Origin of the sequence: Shewanella sp. SR1, assembly GCF_020447145.1 — a bacterium.
Classification (GTDB): Bacteria; Pseudomonadota; Gammaproteobacteria; order Enterobacterales; family Shewanellaceae; genus Shewanella; species Shewanella baltica.
Genome location: NZ_JAJAEF010000004.1, coordinates 27,992 through 48,647, shown reverse-complemented (window position 1 = coordinate 48,647; position 20,656 = coordinate 27,992). Strand labels below are relative to the sequence as shown.

At 48.6% G+C, this 20,656-nt stretch carries 19 protein-coding genes; 16 read left to right on the top strand and 3 right to left on the bottom strand.

Annotated elements, in window-relative coordinates; all coding sequences use genetic code 11:
• Positions 1-371 precede the first annotated feature (371 nt).
• On the top strand, positions 372-1,358 hold the full coding sequence (locus tag KV201_RS04965) for a fumarylacetoacetate hydrolase family protein (protein WP_226058697.1): 987 nt from the start codon (positions 372-374) through the stop codon (positions 1,356-1,358).
• Between the two features lie 87 nt (positions 1,359-1,445).
• Complete coding sequence (maiA, locus tag KV201_RS04960) at positions 1,446-2,096, top strand: maleylacetoacetate isomerase (protein WP_107946978.1); 651 nt, start codon at positions 1,446-1,448, stop codon at positions 2,094-2,096.
• A 92-nt stretch (positions 2,097-2,188) separates the two neighbouring features.
• Here the strand turns inward: maiA and KV201_RS04955 are convergent, their stop codons facing one another.
• Positions 2,189-2,332 (bottom strand): hypothetical protein, encoded by a 144-nt coding sequence (locus KV201_RS04955; protein ID WP_172599597.1) that lies wholly within the window; start codon positions 2,330-2,332, stop codon positions 2,189-2,191.
• Positions 2,333-2,546: 214 nt separating this feature from the next.
• Between KV201_RS04955 and KV201_RS04950 the strand changes: the two genes are divergently transcribed.
• Together KV201_RS04950 and ompW are read left to right on the top strand one after the other, a co-directional pair.
• Complete coding sequence (locus KV201_RS04950; RefSeq protein ID WP_226058696.1) at positions 2,547-3,218, top strand: nucleotidyltransferase family protein; 672 nt, start codon at positions 2,547-2,549, stop codon at positions 3,216-3,218.
• A gap of 514 nt (positions 3,219-3,732) precedes the next feature.
• On the top strand, positions 3,733-4,380 hold the full coding sequence (gene ompW, locus KV201_RS04945; protein ID WP_226058695.1) for an outer membrane protein OmpW: 648 nt from the start codon (positions 3,733-3,735) through the stop codon (positions 4,378-4,380).
• Positions 4,381-4,473: 93 nt separating this feature from the next.
• Here ompW and KV201_RS04940 read toward each other — a convergent pair whose 3' ends face one another.
• Positions 4,474-5,217 carry an SDR family oxidoreductase gene (locus tag KV201_RS04940; protein ID WP_011846378.1) on the bottom strand — a complete coding sequence of 248 codons (744 nt, stop codon included), beginning with the start codon at positions 5,215-5,217 and terminating at the stop codon, positions 4,474-4,476.
• A gap of 117 nt (positions 5,218-5,334) precedes the next feature.
• On the opposite strand from KV201_RS04940, the gene KV201_RS04935 reads away from it, so the two are divergent.
• The 11 genes from KV201_RS04935 (at position 5,335) to KV201_RS04885 (ending at position 17,551) form a co-directional block, all read left to right on the top strand.
• On the top strand, positions 5,335-5,754 hold the full coding sequence (locus KV201_RS04935; protein WP_006081022.1) for a YbaY family lipoprotein: 420 nt from the start codon (positions 5,335-5,337) through the stop codon (positions 5,752-5,754).
• A 70-nt stretch (positions 5,755-5,824) separates the two neighbouring features.
• Positions 5,825-6,766 (top strand): homoserine O-succinyltransferase, encoded by a 942-nt coding sequence (metA, locus tag KV201_RS04930; protein ID WP_226058694.1) that lies wholly within the window; start codon positions 5,825-5,827, stop codon positions 6,764-6,766.
• Positions 6,767-7,056: 290 nt separating this feature from the next.
• Positions 7,057-8,247 (top strand): acetyl-CoA C-acyltransferase, encoded by a 1,191-nt coding sequence (locus KV201_RS04925; protein WP_226058693.1) that lies wholly within the window; start codon positions 7,057-7,059, stop codon positions 8,245-8,247.
• A gap of 132 nt (positions 8,248-8,379) precedes the next feature.
• A complete protein-coding gene (locus KV201_RS04920; RefSeq protein WP_012088747.1) occupies positions 8,380-9,879 on the top strand; it encodes a CoA-acylating methylmalonate-semialdehyde dehydrogenase in 1,500 nt (499 codons plus the stop codon).
• Positions 9,880-9,979: 100 nt separating this feature from the next.
• Positions 9,980-11,137, top strand: a complete 1,158-nt coding sequence (locus KV201_RS04915) for an acyl-CoA dehydrogenase family protein (RefSeq protein ID WP_006081028.1) — start codon at positions 9,980-9,982, stop codon at positions 11,135-11,137.
• A 59-nt stretch (positions 11,138-11,196) separates the two neighbouring features.
• Entirely contained in the window at positions 11,197-11,970 is a 774-nt protein-coding gene (locus tag KV201_RS04910; RefSeq protein WP_226058692.1) for an enoyl-CoA hydratase, read from the top strand.
• A complete protein-coding gene (locus KV201_RS04905; protein WP_226058691.1) occupies positions 11,970-13,121 on the top strand; it encodes an enoyl-CoA hydratase/isomerase family protein in 1,152 nt (383 codons plus the stop codon). Before KV201_RS04910 ends, KV201_RS04905 begins: the two co-directional genes overlap by 1 nt.
• Before the next feature lie 174 nt (positions 13,122-13,295).
• Positions 13,296-14,198, top strand: a complete 903-nt coding sequence (gene mmsB, locus KV201_RS04900; RefSeq protein WP_226058690.1) for a 3-hydroxyisobutyrate dehydrogenase — start codon at positions 13,296-13,298, stop codon at positions 14,196-14,198.
• Positions 14,199-14,222: 24 nt separating this feature from the next.
• Complete coding sequence (locus KV201_RS04895; protein WP_226058689.1) at positions 14,223-14,981, top strand: SDR family oxidoreductase; 759 nt, start codon at positions 14,223-14,225, stop codon at positions 14,979-14,981.
• Positions 14,982-15,196: 215 nt separating this feature from the next.
• Positions 15,197-15,439, top strand: coding sequence for a hypothetical protein (locus tag KV201_RS04890; RefSeq protein ID WP_226058688.1), 243 nt, complete (start codon positions 15,197-15,199; stop codon positions 15,437-15,439).
• A gap of 63 nt (positions 15,440-15,502) precedes the next feature.
• Positions 15,503-17,551, top strand: a complete 2,049-nt coding sequence (locus tag KV201_RS04885) for a S9 family peptidase (RefSeq protein ID WP_226058687.1) — start codon at positions 15,503-15,505, stop codon at positions 17,549-17,551.
• A gap of 14 nt (positions 17,552-17,565) precedes the next feature.
• On the opposite strand, the gene KV201_RS04880 is transcribed toward KV201_RS04885, so the two are convergent.
• Positions 17,566-18,057, bottom strand: a complete 492-nt coding sequence (locus KV201_RS04880) for a MerR family DNA-binding protein (RefSeq protein WP_012088749.1) — start codon at positions 18,055-18,057, stop codon at positions 17,566-17,568.
• Positions 18,058-18,206: 149 nt separating this feature from the next.
• Here KV201_RS04880 and KV201_RS04875 point away from each other — a divergent pair, with 149 nt between their 5' ends.
• Positions 18,207-20,441: a heavy metal translocating P-type ATPase gene (locus tag KV201_RS04875; protein WP_226058686.1), complete on the top strand. Its 2,235-nt coding sequence runs from the start codon at positions 18,207-18,209 to the stop codon at positions 20,439-20,441.
• The last annotated feature ends 215 nt before the right edge of the window (positions 20,442-20,656 follow it).

Below are 20,656 nucleotides of genomic sequence, written 5' to 3'. Positions count from 1 at the left end.
CTTGACGCGATAGATGTAACAGTTTCGTTCCACTTAGTTGCCGACTTTTCAGGCATATTGCTTACCGAGATATTGATAAGCGGCAACTAGGTTATAAACGTAATGATTAGTTTACGAAATGTGAAATAATTGACCCAAATGTGATTTGGGTCACGCTATAGGAATCTGCGCCAGCTTCGGGTATTTCTACGCGCAACAAATACGTTAAAGCAAGCAAAAGGGTATGCCTCTGTTGGCGCGGACTGCGTAACGTGTGCGCCCTTAATGAGTCAAAAAGTCCGATTAAAATCGCCGAATATAAGCTGAATGACGCCGCGCGTTTTCCAGCACAATAAAATTGTACGCCTAGCCTTAGAAGCACTGGAGCCAATATGAAACTTGCAAGTTATAACAATGGTCGCCGCGATGGTCAGTTGATGTTAGTTAGCCGCGATCTCACTAAAACGGTTGCCGTTCCTGCCATTGCCCACACTATGCAGCAATTACTCGACGGTTGGGATTTACTGAAACCGCAATTGCAAGAATTGTACGACGCGTTAAATGAAGGCATGTTAGATAACGCCCAAGCGTTTGACGAAGCTAAGTGCTTGTCGCCACTACCGCGTGCCTACCAATGGGCCGATGGCAGCGCTTATGTGAATCACGTTGAGCTAGTCCGTAAGGCTCGCGGCGCAGAAATGCCTGAAACCTTCTGGACAGTTCCGCTGTTCTATCAAGGTGGTTCAGACAGTTTTATTGCCCCTAAAGCCGATATTCCACTGGCGAGTGAAGACTGGGGTATCGATTTCGAATCTGAAATCGCGATCATTACCGATGATGTGCCTATGGGCGTGAGCAGCGACAATGCGGCTAAGCATATTAAATTGTTGATGTTAGTGAACGATGTGTCACTGCGTAACTTAATCCCAGGTGAGTTGGCGAAAGGGTTTGGTTTCTTCCAATCTAAGCCATCGAGCAGTTTTTCACCTGTGGCAGTGACGCCGGATGAACTGGGCGCACGTTGGGAAGATTCTAAAGTGCATTTACCGCTGATCACCCATTTAAACGGTGAATTATTCGGTCGTCCGAATGCGGGCGTCGATATGACCTTTAATTTCAGCCAGTTAGTTTCACATGTTGCAAAAACCCGTCCATTGGGCGCTGGTGCGATTATTGGCTCAGGTACTATTTCTAACTATGACCGTAGCGCAGGCTCTAGCTGTTTAGCGGAAAAACGTATGTTAGAAGTGATTGCTGAAGGCAAAGCCACTACGCCATTTATGCGTTTTGGCGATACTGTGCGCATCGAAATGCTCGATGACAACGATGTAACGATTTTCGGTTCTATCGATCAAAAAGTGGTTGAATACAAAGCCTAAGGCTTTCCCTTAAAGGGCGACATCGACTCAAACTAACGGGGCTTAATTGCCCCGTTTTTATACTGACTTTTATAAGGATGTGAAAATATGAAACTTTATGGTTATTGGCGCTCAAGCGCAGCGTATCGAGTTCGCATCGCCCTCAATCTTAAGGGAATTTCTGCCGAGCAGTTGTCAGTGCATCTTGTACGTGATGGCGGCGAGCAACATAAAGCGGCCTACAGTGCGCTTAACCCGCTGGAGTTAGTGCCAACCTTAGTGATGGATGATGAGCTGGATGCGGATGCATTGTCGCAATCCTTAGCCATTATTGAATATCTTGATGAGATACACCCACAGTCACCATTATTGCCTGCATCGGCTCTTGAGCGTGCCCATGTGCGCGCCATGGCACTCACGGTAGCCTGTGAAATTCACCCACTAAACAATTTGCGGGTATTGCAGTATTTAACCCAAACCTTAGGGGTCGATGAAGCGGCAAAAAATACTTGGTATCACCACTGGGTCGCGAGTGGCTTTGCAGCCTTAGAAATCTTGTTGAAAAGGCACAGTGGTCGTTACTGCTTTGGGGATACAGTGACATTAGCCGACTTGTGTTTAGTGCCGCAGGTGTATAACGCCCAGCGTTTTAATGTGGATTTAATGCCTTATCCCAATGTCATGCGCGTGTGGGCTGAGTGTAATCAGCTAGAAGCCTTTGCCGATGCGGCCCCGGAGCGCCAAGCGGATGCTGTGTGATGGTTTGTAACGAATAGTGCGGATATAGTGTTTACCAATTGAAAGAATGGATGATGAGGCTTGTGTTGCGAGTCTAATCTCTGCGATGGAGTTTAAATGCTTTTCAGTAAAAAATGTCCGTATTGCAAAGGTAAACTCGGCGCTAAGGATGTGCCGATTAAGGAAGGACGCTGCTGCCACTGTGAACAGCCGATACGGTATAAACTCAATATAATAAATTGGATGCTACTGTTCATGCCCATCTTTACTGTTAGCGTTAATCTGCTAGACAAAGATGTCTATGGGTTTTGGATTTATTTGGCGGTAATGGTACCTATTTATAGTCTCGTTTATCTACTCTGTCATGAGGTCGTAAAGTGCTCAGAAACCGATGGCGAAGTGGAGTAAGCGGAATGTCATTCCCGTGGTGTTATCTGACATTGAAGCCAACGATACTGTTATGAGTAATGTATGAGTCATGTTCTGAATGGTGCTATGAATAATGTTATGGATGAGGCTATGTGTGAAGCAGAGCTAAAGCATCGATTACTCAAATGGATAACCCAAGATTGCGAGCGGGTGAGGGCGCTTGAACTTGCGCTCCAATGCGCCAAAGTACACTCAATGCCGCAGTGGTGCCTTGCGGCGGGATTTGTCCGTAATCTAGTCTGGGATCGCTTGCACGGATTTGAGTTGAGTCCACTGAACGATATCGATCTGATCTATTTTTGCCCGTTAGATATCAGTCCCGAGCGGGATCTGGCAATTGAAACCTATCTTAATCAGCTTGCCCCTGAGTTACCTTGGTCGGTGAAGAATCAGGCGCGCATGCATGTTCGAAATCAAGACACGGCTTACACATCTTGTGTTGATGCTATGTCCTATTGGCCAGAGCTTGAAACCGCAATCGGGGTAAGCTATCAAGTTGTTGATACAGAATCTGATACTCAGACTTGTGTTGGGATGAAAAATCATCCCGCGTCTTACGATATTGAGCTGGTGGCTCCTTTTGGGCTGAACTCTTTGTTTGCACTCAAACTGAGCGCCAATCCAAAGCGGGGATTATCCGTGTTTCATCACAGAGTCGCGACTAAGGGTTGGCTCACTCAGTATCCCTTGCTTGAGTGTTGCCGAGCAAACTGATCTGCTCATTCACTCACTCATTCCTAATTCGACCCCAGCAGTTCTCTCAATTCGTCCCATGCAATTTATCTACTCAATTTAGCAACTCAATTTAGTTACTCACTAATTTAGACCGCTAACAGCATGGGTATCATCCTTAAGCCGTTTTGGTTCGGCCATTTTCTGCTTCTATTCTTCCTCATCTAGTCCCACCAATTTGAACTTAATGGCCAAATCCCCCTCAGCTAAGTGCTTTTTATTGTTATTAAAATGTTGGTTTCGCTAATGCTGTCTACCTCTTGCTGTAGTCATTAGTGATGGCTAATAAAGAACTGAGCTCACAGAAAACAAAGGTGTACTGTCGATAAATGTTTGAATTTCGTGATTTAGATCCCATGGGTTGTACCTAGAAATGAGTATTGGCCATTCACTTTGATTTGGATCAATAAATCAGCCGCGCTTCTCTGGCAGTGTAGGCGTCAATTGTTAAGGATGTAATTTAAAACAAAAACCTATGTTGTACATATGGAGTATGATGATGAACAAAAATACTGTTTCTACACTGATCGCTGCCACCCTTTTAGCTGCTGGTTTTTCTGCTTCTGTATCGGCTCACCAAGCAGGTGACATTATCGTTCGTGCGGGTGCTATCGTTGTTGCGCCAAACGAATCAAGCGACCCAGTTGCAACTTTTGGTGAGTTCAAAGTGAGTAACAATACTCAACTTGGTTTGAACTTCGGTTATATGTTGACTGATAACTTTGGCGTAGAGTTATTAGCAGCAACGCCTTTTAGCCACGATGTTTCTTTGGCTGGCGTAGGTAAAATTGCTGAAACTAAGCAACTGCCGCCAACTTTAGTGGCGCAGTACTATTTCGGTAATTCTCAATCAGTGGTTCGCCCTTACATTGGCGTCGGTGTGAATTACACTAACTTTTATGATAATGAATTCACCAATGATTTAGGTGGTGCGTTAACTGACTTAAGCATGACCACGTCTTGGGGCTTAGCGGCACAAGCGGGTGTTGACTATCAGGTTAACAAAAACTGGTTAGTGAACGCTTCTGTGTGGTACGCGCAAATTAGCAGCGATGTGAAGTTTAAATTATCGGGTGACACTGTGGTTATTGGTACCGATATTGACCCATGGGTTTATATGGTCAGCGTAGGTTACACTTTCTAATCTACGGATCAGATAAGCGTAAAAAAGGAGCCTTAGGCTCCTTTTTCGTTTCTGCACTTTTTATCGCGCATGTTCCACTCAGGTTAAGCCGACTTAGCGCTTTGGCTTTTTAGCCTTCCAGTGGCGAGTGTTATAGATAAATTCGGGTAATAATACGGTGAGCCAAGCGACGAGGCGCCAGCGTTTGGTCACATAGACGCGGCGTTTGCCTTGCTTCATTGCTTTGATGATCTGTGCAGCAACGTGCGGTAATGGGGCAAGCCACATTGCACTTTGTTGCATGGCGGCTTTGTCGAGTAAACCGAGTTGGATATCGGTAATCGTAATGGGTAACTTGAGGCGCTGGGCGTGCATACATAAGCCCTCAAGGTAATTCTGCCCAAAGGCCTTTGAGGCGTGATAGGCCACACTTGGGCCACCGCGCAAACCTGCGATAGAGTTTATTGCCGCCAGTTGTCCATAACCTTGCTCGCGAAATAGTCTAAATGCCGTATTGCAGATTGCGGCGAAACCTCGCACATTGACATCGATAATGTCTTGCTCTGGCAGCCAAGGCAGCTCAGGATCATAACTATTGAGGCCTGTATTGACTAAGACTAAGTGCGCACCGCCCAGACTCTGCCAGACGGATTCAAGTTGAGTGATAATGGCTTGAGGCTGTTCAATTTGAAGTGAAAATACTTGTACTTTTGTTGGCAAGGATAAGGCAAAATCGCGGAGTGATTCTGGATCTTGGGCGAATAAGACTAATTCAACCTGTTGATCTGCCAATTGCTTTGCAATTTCACGACTTAATTGTGAGCTAGCTCCCACAATTATTGCAGTTGCTTGGGTCATAGGTTTTTCGGCAACGAAATGGTGGCTTATGATAGGAAGATATGTTCACCAAGACAAGATTTATAGCTTGGGCGTATGGACATCTAGAAGTCTTTATGTATGATTAGGAGAAACAAAATGAACAAATGGTTGCGTTTAAGCGCGTTGAGATTAACTGCTTTAGCATTAATGGCACTAATGGGTGTGTTATCGGGTTGTGCGACACCCAATGCTATCGTGGAGATAAAAGGCGAGACCTTGTATCGCGAACGGATTGCTCTGCCCGCAGAGGCTAAGGTCGTAGTGCAACTGCTCGATGTCTCAAAAATGGATGTGCCAGCCATAGTGATGGCGGAGCGCGTACAACAAGGTGCAGCAACACCAACGCCATTCAGTTTTGCGATTGGCAGCGATCAGTTCCAACCCGGGCACACTTATGCCATAGGTGCACGGATAATGCTCGGTGATAAGTTATTGTTTATTAATACTCAAGCCTATCACATTGACCTCAATTCGACTGAGCCAATGACGATACTGCTAGAGAAAGTCGGTGGCTAGTTAGCCTGCTCAGAAGTGAGCTGACATACGCGCCGAATCCGTTGGTATTTACGAACAGAAGAGGCGCGGTATGCCGGTTAGAATTCCAGATCATCTGCCCGCAGCAGAAGTGTTAGAGTCAGAAAATATTTTCGTTATGTCCGAGACGCGGGCGGCGAATCAAGATATCAGGCCGATGAAGGTGCTGATTTTGAACTTGATGCCGAACAAAATCGAGACAGAAACCCAGTTACTGCGTTTACTGGGCAACACGCCTTTACAAGTCGATGTGGATTTATTGCGCATTCACGACAAAGAATCCAAGCATACTTCCATCGATCACATGAATACTTTCTACCGTGACTTTGAAGCCGTGCGCCATAAAAATTACGATGGTCTTATCATCACAGGTGCGCCGCTTGGGCAAATTGATTTCGAAGATGTGGTTTATTGGGATCATATCCGTGAAATCATCGACTGGTCGCAAGAGCATGTCACCTCAGTGCTGTTTTTATGCTGGGCGGCCCATGCGGGCTTGTATCATCTCTATGGTTTAAATCGAAAAATATTGCCGCAAAAGCGTTCAGGCGTATTCGTGCATCGCCGTACCTCTCAGCATTTCCCGTTACTGCGCGGTTTTGATGATGAATTTTTTGCACCCCATTCCCGTTTTGCCGAAATGGATGTCGAAGAAATTAGACAACATCCACAGCTGCAGCTATTGGCCGAGTCCGATGAGGCTGGGGCTTATTTGGTGTTAAGTCGGAATAATCGTAACTTGTTTGTGATGGGTCACCCTGAATATCAAAAGTCGACCCTAAACGAGGAATATCAGCGAGACTTAAGCCAAGGCTTAGATCCGAATGTGCCGCAGAATTATTATCGCAATGATGATCCTAAAGCCGACGCCATTGCCCGCTGGCACAGCCACGGTAGTTTGTTGGTGAGTAATTGGCTTAATTATTACGTCTATCAGTTAACCCCTTACGACTTAAGCGATATGACGGCGATGACACCGTGGGAGTCGCGTTAAGGTTTTGTTTAGCCTTTTATGGTGATGTGGTCACATGGATGTGACTTTAGCTGATACCCAAAAGCACTTAATTTATCTCTCCCTTAGAGCCAACTTTCCACGTTTAACGGCGCTTAATCCCTGTCTTACTGTAAATCCTTACTGACATTTCCCACTGATAAAATCTGCACATTAGACCAAGGAATACTTGCTTTACGTTCGCGTAAACGTCAGAGTGGTTTTATTGTCGATTTTATTAAACGTCCCGAGGCTGGTACTAGGCTTCGTGGTCAATTTAGGTTGGAGCCTTCATGAGTACTGAACAGTTAAATCAAGATATCGTTATCGTTGCTGCTAAACGCACCCCAATGGGCGGGTTTCAAGGCAATTTGTCATCCGTAGCATCACCCATGTTAGCTGCGACGGCCATTAAAGGCTTGTTAGCGGAAACACAATTGGCGGGTGAGCATGTTGATGAAGTCTTGATGGGCTGCGTATTACCCGCAGGCTTAGGTCAAGCGCCTGCGCGTCAGGCAACTTTGGGTGCGGGATTACCCTTATCCGTTGGTGCGACCACAGTGAACAAGGTCTGTGGCTCAGGCATGAAGACGGTAATGTTAGCCCACGATTTGATTAAAGCGGGCAGTGCAAAAGTGGTGATCGCAGGCGGCATGGAAAGCATGAGCCAAGCGCCGTATCTATTAGATAAAGCCCGCGGCGGCATGCGCATGGGCCATGGCAAAGTGTTAGACCACATGTTTTTAGATGGTCTTGAAGATGCCTACACGGGCGGTGCTATGGGGACGTTCGCCCAGAAAACTGCCGATGAATTTGGTATCACTCGCGAGCAGATGGACGCTTTTGCCCTAAGCTCGCTCGAAAAAGCCAATGCCGCGATTAATTCAGGTGCTTTTAAAGCCGAAATCACGCCAGTTACTGTCAGTGATCGTCGCGGTGATGTGACTATCGATACCGACGAGCAACCCGGTAATGCCCGCCCTGAAAAAATTCCTACGCTGCGCCCAGCCTTTACCAAAGATGGCACTATCACAGCGGCAAACTCTAGCTCGATTTCCGATGGCGCAGCGGCATTGATGTTGACCTCGCGCGGCGAAGCTGACCGTTTAGGCTTAGCCGTGTTAGCCACCATTAAAGGCCACACTACACACGCCCAAGAGCCTTCATTGTTCACCACTGCACCGGTTGGCGCTATGGCGAAATTGCTGGCCAATGTCGGTTGGTCAACGGACGAGGTGGATTTATTCGAAATCAACGAAGCCTTCGCGATGGTGACTATGCTTGCTGTGTCTGAGCTAGGTTTAGATATCGCTAAGGTAAACGTTAATGGCGGCGCCTGCGCCTTAGGTCATCCGATTGGTTGCTCGGGTTCACGTTTACTGGTGACCTTAATTCATGCATTGAAAGCCCGCGGTCTTAAGCGCGGTGTCGCCTCGCTGTGCATCGGCGGTGGTGAAGCGACGGCGATGGCCATTGAGGTTTAATCGCAAAGGTTTTTGTCAAATCAGGTTTTAGTTAAATCAACAAGACGGGGCTGGCAAGGGCAATCACTTCCCTTGAGGATAATCATAATATCGCACCGCCAGCCCATCACTCTACAAGGAAAGGATTGCAACATGACCACACAAGTAAAGCATTACATTGACGGTGAGTTTACCCAAGGTACGGGCACATCGCAGATTATTGTCACCAATCCCGCGAATAACTCGCCGATTGCCGTGATTAATGCTGCCACTAGCGAAGAAGTTCACGCTGCCATTGCTAGCGCCAAAGCCGCCTTCAAAACGTGGAAAGAAGTGCCAGTTTCTGAACGTGCGCGCGTCATGTTGCGTTATCAACATCTGCTAAAAGAACATCACGACGAACTTGCGACCATTCTTGCCCATGAAACGGGTAAAACCTTCGAAGATGCCAAGGGCGATGTATGGCGCGGCATAGAAGTCGCTGAACACGCTTGTAACGTGGCATCATTATTGATGGGCGAAACCGTTGAGAACGTCGCGCGTTCAATCGACACCTACAGCTACACCCAACCACTGGGTGTGTGTGCGGGTATTACGCCATTTAACTTCCCTGCGATGATCCCGTTATGGATGTTCCCACTGGCGATTGCCTGCGGTAACACCTTCATTTTAAAACCTTCAGAACAAGATCCTATGACGCCGCAGCGCCTTGTTGAACTGTTTGTTGAAGCGGGCGCACCAAAGGGCGTATTGCAATTAGTGCATGGCGACAAAACTGCCGTGGATATTCTGCTGGCAGACCCTGCGATTAAAGCCATTTCCTTCGTCGGTTCTGTGGCTGTGGGCCAGTATATTTATAAAACCGGTACCGATAATTTAAAACGCGTACAAGCCTTTGCGGGCGCAAAAAATCACTGCGTCATTATGCCTGATGCGAACAAACAGCAAGTGATCAATAACTTAGTTGGCGCTTCTGTGGGCGCGGCGGGTCAGCGCTGTATGGCGATTTCGGTTGCCGTGTTTGTTGGCGCAGCTAAAGAGTGGATCCCAGAACTCAAAGAAGCCTTAGCCAAGGTTCGCCCAGGTTTATGGGACGATAAAGAAGCCGGTTACGGCCCTGTCATAAGCCCTGCGGCTAAGGCACGCGTGCTCAAGCTTATCAAGCAGGGGATTGATGAAGGCGCCGAGTGTTTGCTCGATGGCAGCGACTTTACTGTGGAAGGTTATGAGTCAGGCAACTGGATTGGCCCAACCATGTTCAATAAAGTCTCCACAGAGATGAGCATCTATAAGGAAGAAATCTTCGGCCCTGTACTGTGTTGCATGGAGTCGGACTCCTTAGAAGCGGCCATCGAATTAGTCAATGCTAGCCCTTACGGCAACGGCACTTCTATCTTCACCGCCAGCGGCGCGGCGGCCCGTAAATATCAACACGAAATCGAAGTCGGCCAAGTGGGAATTAACGTACCTATTCCTGTGCCATTACCTTTCTTCTCATTTACTGGTTGGAAGGGCAGTTTCTACGGCGATCAACATGCTTACGGTAAGCAAGCGGTACGTTTCTATACCGAGACTAAGACCATCACTTCACGCTGGTTTGAGTCCGATATTGCCGTGGCGTCTACGCCAAACATGAGCATTAACTTGCGCTAAGCTCGTACGTCAAGCTCGGTGATTAATCGATAAACTACGGCTTCTTTACGGCGCCCAATTTATTAAATAAAAAGTGACCACAGAGTCATAGGAGAGCCAAATGGATTTTAATTTCAACGATGACCAACGCCAGTTTGCCGATCTTGCGCGCCAGTTTGCCGCGGAAGAGTTAACCCCGTTTGCCGCCAAATGGGATGAAGAACATCATTTCCCCAAAGACGTGATCCAAAAAGCCGGTGAGTTGGGTTTTTGCTCGCTTTATTCGCCAGAATCTGAAGGTGGCATGGGCTTATCGCGCCTCGATGCGTCGATTATTTTTGAAGAGCTCGCCAAGGGCTGCACTGCGACCACGGCCATGCTGACCATTCACAATATGGCCACTTGGATGGTGACGACTTGGGGCACTGAAACGCTGCGTCAGACTTGGTCTGAGCCGTTAACCACAGGGCAAATGTTAGCGTCCTATTGTTTAACTGAGCCGGGTGCGGGTTCAGACGCCGCATCTTTGCAAACCAAAGCGGTGCGTGACGGTGATGAGTATGTGATTTCAGGTTCGAAAATGTTTATCTCAGGTGCGGGTGCAACTGAGCTATTAGTGGTGATGTGCCGCACGGGTCAAGCTGGGCCTAAGGGGATTTCGGCCATTGCCATTCCGGCGGATGCCGCTGGCGTTATCTACGGTAAGGCCGAAGATAAAATGGGCTGGAATGCCCAGCCGACCCGCCAAATCACCTTCGAAAATGTGCGCGTGCCAGTAGCCAACTTACTCGGTGAAGAAGGTCAAGGTTTTGCCTTCGCGATGAAAGGTTTAGACGGCGGTCGTATCAATATCGCGACCTGTTCAGTAGGCACTGCGCAAGCGGCGCTGGAACGTGCAACTCAGTATATGAATGAGCGTCAGCAATTTGGTAAACCTTTAGCAGCTTTCCAAGCACTACAATTTAAGCTCGCCGATATGGCGACAGAGTTAGTCGCAGCCCGCCAAATGGTGCGCCTTGCGGCCTTTAAACTCGACAGCAGCGATCCTGAAGCCACAGCCTATTGCGCCATGGCAAAACGTTTTGCCACCGATGTGGGCTTTCAAGTCTGTGATGCGGCGCTGCAAATTCATGGCGGATATGGTTATATAAGGGAGTACCCGCTGGAACGTCACTTCCGTGATGTGCGCGTACACCAGATTTTAGAAGGCACCAACGAAATTATGCGCTTAATTATCGCCCGTCGTTTACTCGATGAAAATGCAGGACAAATCCTCTAAGTCCACTCGCAAGAAGTGTGACTTATCGGTTGGCGATAACATAAAAGGAGTCTATACAGATGGAATATTTAGTAGAACGTATCGAAGGCCATACGGCCATTCTGACGATGAATAATCCACCGGCAAACACTTGGACCGCCGAGAGTTTGCAGGCGCTCAAAGCCAAAGTGCTTGAGCTGAACGCGAATAAAGAAATTTATGCCTTAGTGTTAACGGGCCAAGGGCAAAAGTTCTTCTCTGCCGGTGCAGATTTGAAGCTGTTTAGTGACGGCGACAAAGGCAATGCGGCGACGATGGCAAAGTACTTTGGCGAAGCTTTTGAAACCCTAAGTCAATTTCGCGGTGTATCGATTGCCGCGATTAACGGCTATGCCATGGGCGGCGGTTTAGAAGTCGCACTGGCCTGTGATATTCGCATCGCCGAAATCCAAGCTGTGATGGCATTGCCTGAAGCGACCGTAGGTTTATTACCTTGCGCGGGTGGCACCCAAAATCTGACCGCATTAGTCGGTGAAGGTTGGGCTAAACGGATGATTTTATGCGGTGAGCGCGTCGATGCGACTCAAGCTTTGAATCTGCGTTTAGTTGAAGAAGTGGTCGAAACGGGCGAAGCGCTCAATGCGGCAATCGCGTTGGCAGTTAAAGTCGCTAACCAAAGCCCAAGCAGCGTCAAAGCGTGCAAAACACTCATTCAAGCGGGCCGCACTATGGCGCGTAGCCAAGCGCTGCCGATTGAGCGTGAATTATTTGTCGGGTTATTTGATACCGAAGATCAGGCCGAAGGCGTGAATGCGTTTTTGGGCAAACGTAAAGCTGATTGGAAGAACCGCTAATGACTAATGTAGTAGATAACGTAAATCAGGCCACGACCACGCAAAATGTGGTTTTTCAAACCTTAGCCACCGCGTCCGGTAAGTTGATTGGGGTGGTGACACTCAATGTGGAAAAAGCCCTCAACGCCTTAGATTTAGACATGGTGCGCGCTATGACGGCGCAGCTCAATCTATGGAAGAAAGACTCGCTTGTCGCTTGTATCGTGTTAGATGGCAGCGGTGAGAAGGCTTTTTGTGCGGGTGGTGATGTGCGCGCTTTATACCATGCATCCATTGCCGCTAAAGGACAAGTGACTGAGGAGGCAAAGGTTTTCTTCGAAGAGGAATATCGCCTCGATTATCTACTGCATACCTATGGCAAACCTGTGTTGGTGTGGGGCGACGGGATTGTGATGGGCGGCGGGCTCGGTTTGATGGCGGGCGCGAGCCACAGAGTCGTCACTGAAACCTCGCGCATTGCTATGCCTGAAGTGACGATTGGCCTGTACCCCGATGTGGGCGGCAGTTATTTCCTTAATCGTATGCAGGGCAAAATGGGACTGTTTTTAGGGCTCACGGCCTATCAACTCAATGCCGCCGATGCCTGTTATGTGGGCCTTGCGGATCATTACCTGAACCGTGACGACAAAGAACTGATGTTCGATGCCATGGCCACCTTAGATTGGAGCGATACACCAGCGCTTAATCATCAACGCTTAGATAGCATGATCAACGAGTTATCTAATCAAGTAGATATCCCTAAGGGCGAAAGTGTATTGGCGGACAGCCAAGATAATATCGACCGACTGATGGCGGGGAGCTTAGAGGATATTGTCACCCGTATGTCGACGTTAGCCTCGGAGGATGCTTGGTTAATGAAGGCGCGTGACACCTTCCTTGCGGGCAGTCCTATCAGCTGGCATCTGGTTAATATCCAATCACAACTTGGTACTAAGTTAAGCTTAGCTGAATGTTTTAAATGGGAATTAACCGCCAGCGTTAACGTGTGTGCCCATGGTGATTTCTGTGAAGGGGTTCGCGCACTCTTGATTGATAAAGACAGACAACCCCAGTGGCGCTTTAAGGATGTTAACTCAGTGCCTACCGCTGTACTTGAGCAAATATTGACTTCCCCTTGGGGCGAGGCGCATCCCTTTAGCCAACTGAGCTAAGCGTTGAGTTGATTATGCATAGACTTGGCTAGCGTTGAGTTTATTAACGCAGACTTGAATAGTGCTGAGTGTATAGGCTCAGCCAAGCTCGCTTTATTCTGTGATAACGACAGCATAATCAATGGACTAGCAGTATCACTACACTAAAAAAGAACAGCACACAGGAGTGACAGCATGAGTACAGTAGCATTTATCGGTTTAGGCAATATGGGCGGCCCAATGGCGGCCAATTTATTAAAAGCGGGCATGACGGTTCGTGTATTTGATTTAGTCCCAGAAGCCATGCAAAGCCTTGCCGAGCAAGGGGCCTTTGTTTCTAGTACGGCTTGCGGCGCGGCTGCAGGTGCCAATGTGGTGATCACTATGCTGCCTGCGGGCAAGCATGTGAAAAGTTTATATTTAGGCAATGGCACAGACAAAGGACTGCTCGAAGTGGTTGCGGGTGATACTTTACTGATCGATTGCTCGACCATCGATGCGCAAAGCGCGCAATTGGTAGCGGCCGAAGCGGCTAAAAGCGGCATTGAGTTTATGGATGCACCGGTTTCTGGCGGCACAGCAGGCGCGGCGGCGGGTACTTTAACCTTTATTTGTGGTGGTTCCGATAGCGCTTTTGAGCGGGGTCAGCCAGTGCTGAAAGCTATGGGGGTGAACATATTCCACGCCGGTGGCCCAGGTGCGGGACAAGTCGCTAAAATCTGCAATAACATGCTGTTATCTGTGTTGATGGTCGGCACTTCAGAGGCGCTGCAAATGGGCATTGACCATGGTCTCGATCCCAAAGTCTTGTCCGACATTATGAAGGTCAGCAGTGGTGGTAACTGGACATTAGAGAAGTACAATCCATGCCCAGGTGTGATGGAGACTGTACCTTCTTCTAAGGGCTATCAGGGCGGCTTTATGGTAGATTTGATGGTTAAAGATCTCGGTCTGTCCCAAGAAGCCGCATTATTGAGCAACTCCAGCACGCCAATGGGCGCTTTAGCCCGCAGCTTGTATGTGAATCATGCAAGACAAGGCAATGGCCGCCGAGATTTTTCCAGTATTTTTGAACAATTTGCACAACTTAAAAAATAGACATAGTTAACAAGGGATAACCAGATGGATTTAAAAGATAAGGTTGTCGTCATTACTGGCGGCGCGGGTGGCTTAGGTCTAGCAATGGCGCAAAATTTTGCGCAGGCGGGTGCTAAGATAGCGCTTATCGACGTGGACCAAGAAAAACTCGAGCGAGCCTGTGCTGAGCTTGGATCGGACACTGAAGTTCAAGGTTATGCCTTAGACATTACCGACGAAGAAGACGTCGTGGCAGGTTTTGCCTATATTCTCGAAGATTTTGGCCAAGTGAACGTGTTAGTGAACAACGCCGGCATTCTGCGTGATGGCCTGTTAGTCAAAGCCAAAGACGGCAAAGTCACCGACCGTATGTCTTATGAGCAATTCCAATCTGTGATCAATGTGAACTTGACGGGCAGCTTCCTCTGCGGTCGTGAGGCGGCAGCGGCCATGATTGAATCCGGTCAAGCGGGCGTGATTGTCAACATCTCTAGCCTAGCGAAAGCGGGTAACATGGGTCAGTCGAACTATGCCGCCTCCAAAGCGGGCGTTGCGGCCATGTCTGTTGGCTGGGCGAAGGAATTAGCACGTTACAATATCCGTAGCGCAGCGGTTGCACCGGGCGTTATCGCTACTGAGATGACGGCGGCAATGAAACCTGAGGCGCTGGAGCGTTTAGAGAAGCTAGTGCCATTAGGACGCCTTGGTCATGCCGACGAGATAGCCTCTACCGTACGCTTTATTATTGAGAACGACTATGTAAATGGTCGCGTGTTCGAAATCGATGGTGGTATTCGTCTGTAATGACGATATCTTATTGATATTCATAAAAACCGAGCTGAGGCTCGGTTTTTTATTGAGTAAAGAAACATAATGGCATTTTGCACTCAGTCTTTGGATTTATTTAGATTTCACTGTTGGAGTTGACATTTAGTTGTTAACCTTCAACAATCGCCCTCCAGTTTTTTTACATAACTTTACATACATGTTTGTCGCATGTAATGGAGCTTTACATCCGGATGTCTTGGCAGGATAAAGCCCTCTGGCTTGAGAAAATCACTAAACGCATGATGTTAATCGTGGGTGTCCTAGGGTTGATTGTGATCTATTGCGGGTTCTTTTTTCTGCTCTTCAGTGGTCGCTCTGTGGCCGTGATCCCGTGGTTTTTCATTATCTCACCTTGGGTGTGTATTTATTTTGGCTTAACGCAAGTACAGCAAGTGCAAGTGGTAAATTGGTTCTTAAAAAAATTAAAAAAATAACCAATTTCTGCAAGTTCCTATTTTGTTTCGGTTTGTGCAGTTGGCAAACATTGGGGAGAAACAATGAAGTTACATGGATATTTATGGGTGCTAGGGAGTTTGTTTTGTTTGGGGGCTTGCGAGCGCTCGAACAAAGAAACACCGCATCTTAGTGATAATGGTGGGCGTATTGTTGCGCCCTATGGCAGTTGGCTGTCTCCCTTATCGGCGAATGATGTATTTGAACAGGCCGATAATGTCGCCGAGTTACAAAGCGTAGATGGGGCGATTTATTTCTCTGAATCTGATGGTGATAAGCAAGGCCAAGTAGGGATTAAGCGTCTCGATAAAAAGGGCAATATCGCCGACGTCGTGCCGCCAAGCTTTAATGTTAAATCCGCCGTCCATGAATACGGCGGCGCCGCCTTTTTAGGGATAGGCCAGAGTTTGTTTGCCACTAAGGCACAGGATCAACTGTTTTATCGTTTCGCCCCTAATCAACCTCCACTGCCGTTAACGCCTAATGGCACCCGTCATGCTGACTGTATCGCTTATCCTAAAGGGTCGCGGATTATCTGTGTGCGCGAGGATCATCGCCAGCCCGGTGAGCCCAAGGCGAGCCTTGTGACAATCAATCTTAACTTTGCCGGCGAAGGCGATACTTTTGTCTCGGGGCATGACTTTATTTCTTCGCCTGCCATCTCGCCCGATAACAGCCAACTGGCGTGGATCACGTGGGAACATCCCTATATGCCATGGGATAACAGTATTCTCTGGCTTGGCGATCTCGACCGCAAAGGGCAACTGCACAATATTCGTAAGGTTAACACGCCTACGGATTCTTCCGTGACACAGCCATTATTCAGCCCTGATGGACAATTGTATGTCGTGTCGGATATCAGTAACTGGTGGAATATCTATCGAGTCACAGCACAAAATACCTTAGCCCCAGTACTGAACAAAAAAGCCGAGTTTGCCGTGGCCGATTGGTATTTAGGCAATCACAACTACGCCTTCGAATCCGAAAAAACCATCATTGCCAGTTATATGCTTGGCAGTCAGGCGGCGCTAATTCGGTTGCATTTGGATTCGGGTTTGACCGAGTCCTTAGCCGTCGATTTCGGCGAAATCACCCAAGTGATCAGGGGCGAAGATGCTGTTTATTTTGTTGGCGCTAAGGCAACGCCAGAGAAGGGCATTTATAAAGTCATCGGCCGTGGCACTGAGTTGGTGTATACGCCTAACTTGCCAAAGCTTGATCCCAATTATATTTCTCGGGCAAAAAATATCACCTTTAAAACCGGCGTTAACCAGCAAGCCTACGGTTATTTTTATGGGCCAGTTAACCCCAACTATACTGCGCCCCATGATACCCGCCCGCCGCTCATAGTGATGTTGCACGGCGGCCCAACGGCGCGGGCGAGTCTGGCTTATCGCAGTGACATTCAATTTTGGACCAGCCGTGGCTTTGCGGTGCTCGATGTTAATTTTCGCGGTAGCAGTGGTTTTGGCCGTGCCTATCGTCAGAGTATTTACGGAAAATGGGGCCAAGCCGATGTGGAAGATGCAGTCAATGCGGCCCGTTATTTAGTCGATAAAGGTTGGGTTGATGGACAAAAACTGGCGATTCGAGGCGTAAGCGCAGGTGGGTTGACTGTGATGTCGTCCTTGGCTTTTTATGATGTGTTTCAAGCGGGTGTCAGTTACGCGGGGATCAGTGATTTTGAACAGCTGGCCAAGAGTACCCATAAGTTTGAGACTGGGTATTTAGATCAGCTCATTGGTCCCTATGCGAACAATCAAGCCCGTTATAGGGAGCTGTCGCCGCTGTATCATCTTGAAGGCTTGAATGAGCCCTTGTTAATTTTTCAAGGCTTGCGGGATCAAATTGTGCCGCCACAGCAGTCGCGACAAATTTATGAAGCATTAAAAGTCAGAGGTGTGCCAACGGCTTATATTGCCTATCAAGATGAGCCACACGGCGGTTGGAAGCCAGAACACAGGGCCGCAGGATTAGAGACCGAACTCGCATTTTATGGGCAAGTGTTTAACTTCACCCCTGCGGGTAAGCTAGCAACATTGGTGCTGGATAATGCTGCGGCGTTAAAGCCGGCCTTAGTCCGCAATCAATAACGCAGTATTTACCGTTATGACTCTTGGCCGTCGCTATTGCGACTGGCTTTACGACAACACTCAGAGCCTGCATCGTGCAGGCTTTGGTCTTTTTGGGATTTGTCTATGTCAGTTTCGTGGTCCTCATGGCTTAGGCTGTCGATAATGGCGCAGTGGGGCTGATCGCCGCCTTGGCATTGGGTCACCATATGTTGTAATTGCGCCCTAAGCTGTTGCAACTTATTGATTTGCCCTTCGACATAGGCAAGGTGAGTGCGGGTAAGTTGTTTAACATCTTCGGCATTCCGGCTTTCATTGCCCTTAAGGCCAAGCAAGGATTTGCAATCCTCTAGGCTAAAACCTAAGTCGCGACATTGATGCACAAACTTAAGCGCTTCAATATCTTGATGGCGATAAACCCGATAACCCGCCTCATTGCGCTCGCCGCACACTAAGCCAATATCATGGTAATAACGGATACTCTTAACGCTCAAGCCCGTTTGTTTTGCCACTTCGCCTATCTTCATCTTGACCTCTTCATTGAGCAACTGAATGGTTTTTCGCCCAGCAATTAATTGTCGATGTGATCACATTGAGCAAATTCATCCTTGACTCTCCCGCAATGGGAGACTTTATCTTAGACCTATAGTGTAAAACATCAAGTGAGGGATCTCCCATGTCTATGACCAGACTCTATGTCGCCAATATGAATTGCGCTGGCTGCGTCGCGAAAATTGAAAAGGCGTTTGCCGCCCAAGCGGGCGTCGAGGCGCGTGTTAATCTCGCCGATAAACAAGTGACGGTAGAAGGCAAGATGAGCGCCGATACCGCCTTAACTGTGTTGGGAAATGCAGGTTATCCAGCGCAGGTAGTGGTGGATGCAAAAGTCGCCGCCGAAGAAAAACGCCTTGAAGATGCCACTGAGTATCGGCTGCGGATGCGCCAAGCCATAGCGGCGCTCGTCGTGGGCGTGCCTATGATGTTGTGGGGATTATTGGGCGGCGAGATGATGATCAATAGTCCAGCTATGCAGCTTGGCTGGGGCATTATGGGACTGGTCACCTTGGCCTTGCTTGTCACCACGGGTGGACACTTCTACCAAGGCATGTGGCGGGCGCTGAAAGCCAAAACCACTAACATGGATACGCTGATTGTGCTGGGCACCAGTACGGCATGGGCTTATTCCATGCTGGTGGTCATTATGCCGAGCGCATTCCCTATGGATACCCGCCATGTGTACTTTGAGGCGAGTGTGATGATTCTAGGTTTGATTAACTTAGGTCACGGACTCGAACTTAAAGCGCGGGGCAAAACCAGTGAAGCGGTGCAGCGATTACTTGGATTGCAATCCACCACTGCGATTCGGATCACAGATAAGGGCGATGAAAAGGTTGAGATAAGTCAGCTGAAACTGGGCGATAAGCTGCGTTTGCGCCCCGGTGACCGAGTTGCCCTCGATGGTGAGGTTGAAACGGGGCAATCCCTACTCGATGAAGCCATGCTCACAGGTGAGCCCATTCCCGTGCTTAAAAATCGCGGCGACAGTGTGAGTGCGGGTACAGTCAATGGCAACGGCAGCTTAGTTTACCGAGTAACGGCGGGGCAAGAAGATACCAAACTCGCCAAAATCATCGCACTGGTGCAGCAAGCGCAAACCTCGAAATTACCCATAGGTCGATTGGCTGACAGAATCTCAGCGGTATTTGTCCCGACTGTGGTGGCTATAGCGCTGTTGGCAGCGGCAATTTGGTATTTTGTGGGGCCAGCACCCGCCTTAAGCCATGCGTTAGTGGTGTTGACGAGCGTGCTCATCATAGCGTGCCCCTGTGCGCTGGGACTGGCGACACCTATGTCTATCATGGTGGCCGTTGGCCGCGCCGCCCAAATGGGCGTGCTAGTCAAAAATGGCGAGGCATTGCAAACCGCCAGTAAAGTCGACTGTGTGGTGCTGGATAAAACCGGTACAGTTACCTTAGGCAAGCCACAAGTTACTGATTTTACTTTAGTGCAAACGCTGAGTGATGCCGATAAAGAAGCTTTGCTGGGCGAGATTGCGAGCCTTGAGCAGCACTCTGAGCATCCGTTAGCGGGGGCGATTGTCAGTTATGCCAAGGAATCACAGTCGCAATTACCCGACACGCAGGCATTTACGAACCATCAAGGTAAGGGGATTGAGGGCAAGGTCGATGGCGTATCGCTGGCGATTGGTAATCTCGCCTTGATGAGGGCATTGGATATTGTTAATTCCGATGGCAGTGCCTTAGATCCAAAAGCGACATTAAGCTTTGCAAAGCAAGGTAAAACTCCGATTTATGTCGCCAAAGCGGGCAAGTTAGTGGCCACTATCGCGCTGGCCGATCCGATTAAACCCGATGCTAAAGACGCCATCGCGGCCATGCTGCAAAGGGGTATTCGCGTTGTGCTGTTAACGGGGGATAACCCACAAACGGCGCAGGCGGTGGCCGACCAAGTGGGCATCACCGAAGTGATTGCCGGGGTACTCCCCGAGCAAAAACAACAGCATGTGCTGGATTTGCAAAAGCAAGGACATGTGGTGGCTATGGTAGGGGATGGCATTAACGATGCGCCTGCTCTGATGAGCGCCGATGTTGGGATTGCTATGGGATCGGGCACTGAGGTGGCGATTGAAAGTGCGGATATCACCCTGCTGTCGCAGCAGTTGATAGTGATTGCTAACTTATTGGCATTGTCGCGGGCGACAATTACCAATATTAAGCAGAATCTGTTCGGCGCCTTTGTGTATAACAGTTTAGGCATTCCGGTTGCGGCGGGCGTGCTTTATCCACTCACGGGAATGTTATTAAGCCCTGTGATCGCGGGCGCCGCCATGGCCTTGTCTTCACTCACTGTCGTCACGAACGCCAACCGCTTAAGACGGCAGAAGTTATAAGCTGTCGATACCTAAGCTAACTCAAAATGTTGAAACGGGTATCTTGAGTTAGCTTAGGGCTATGTCCACATTAGCCTTTGGCGTTGGCAAGGTTTTCGACGCTACGGGTCATCAGATTGTCATTCTGCTCGAATACATTGAAAGTTAAGCCAATAGGGTAAAATTAATTACGCTTCTCACGCAGGCATTGTGCGGCGATTTCGGCATTCCCTCTG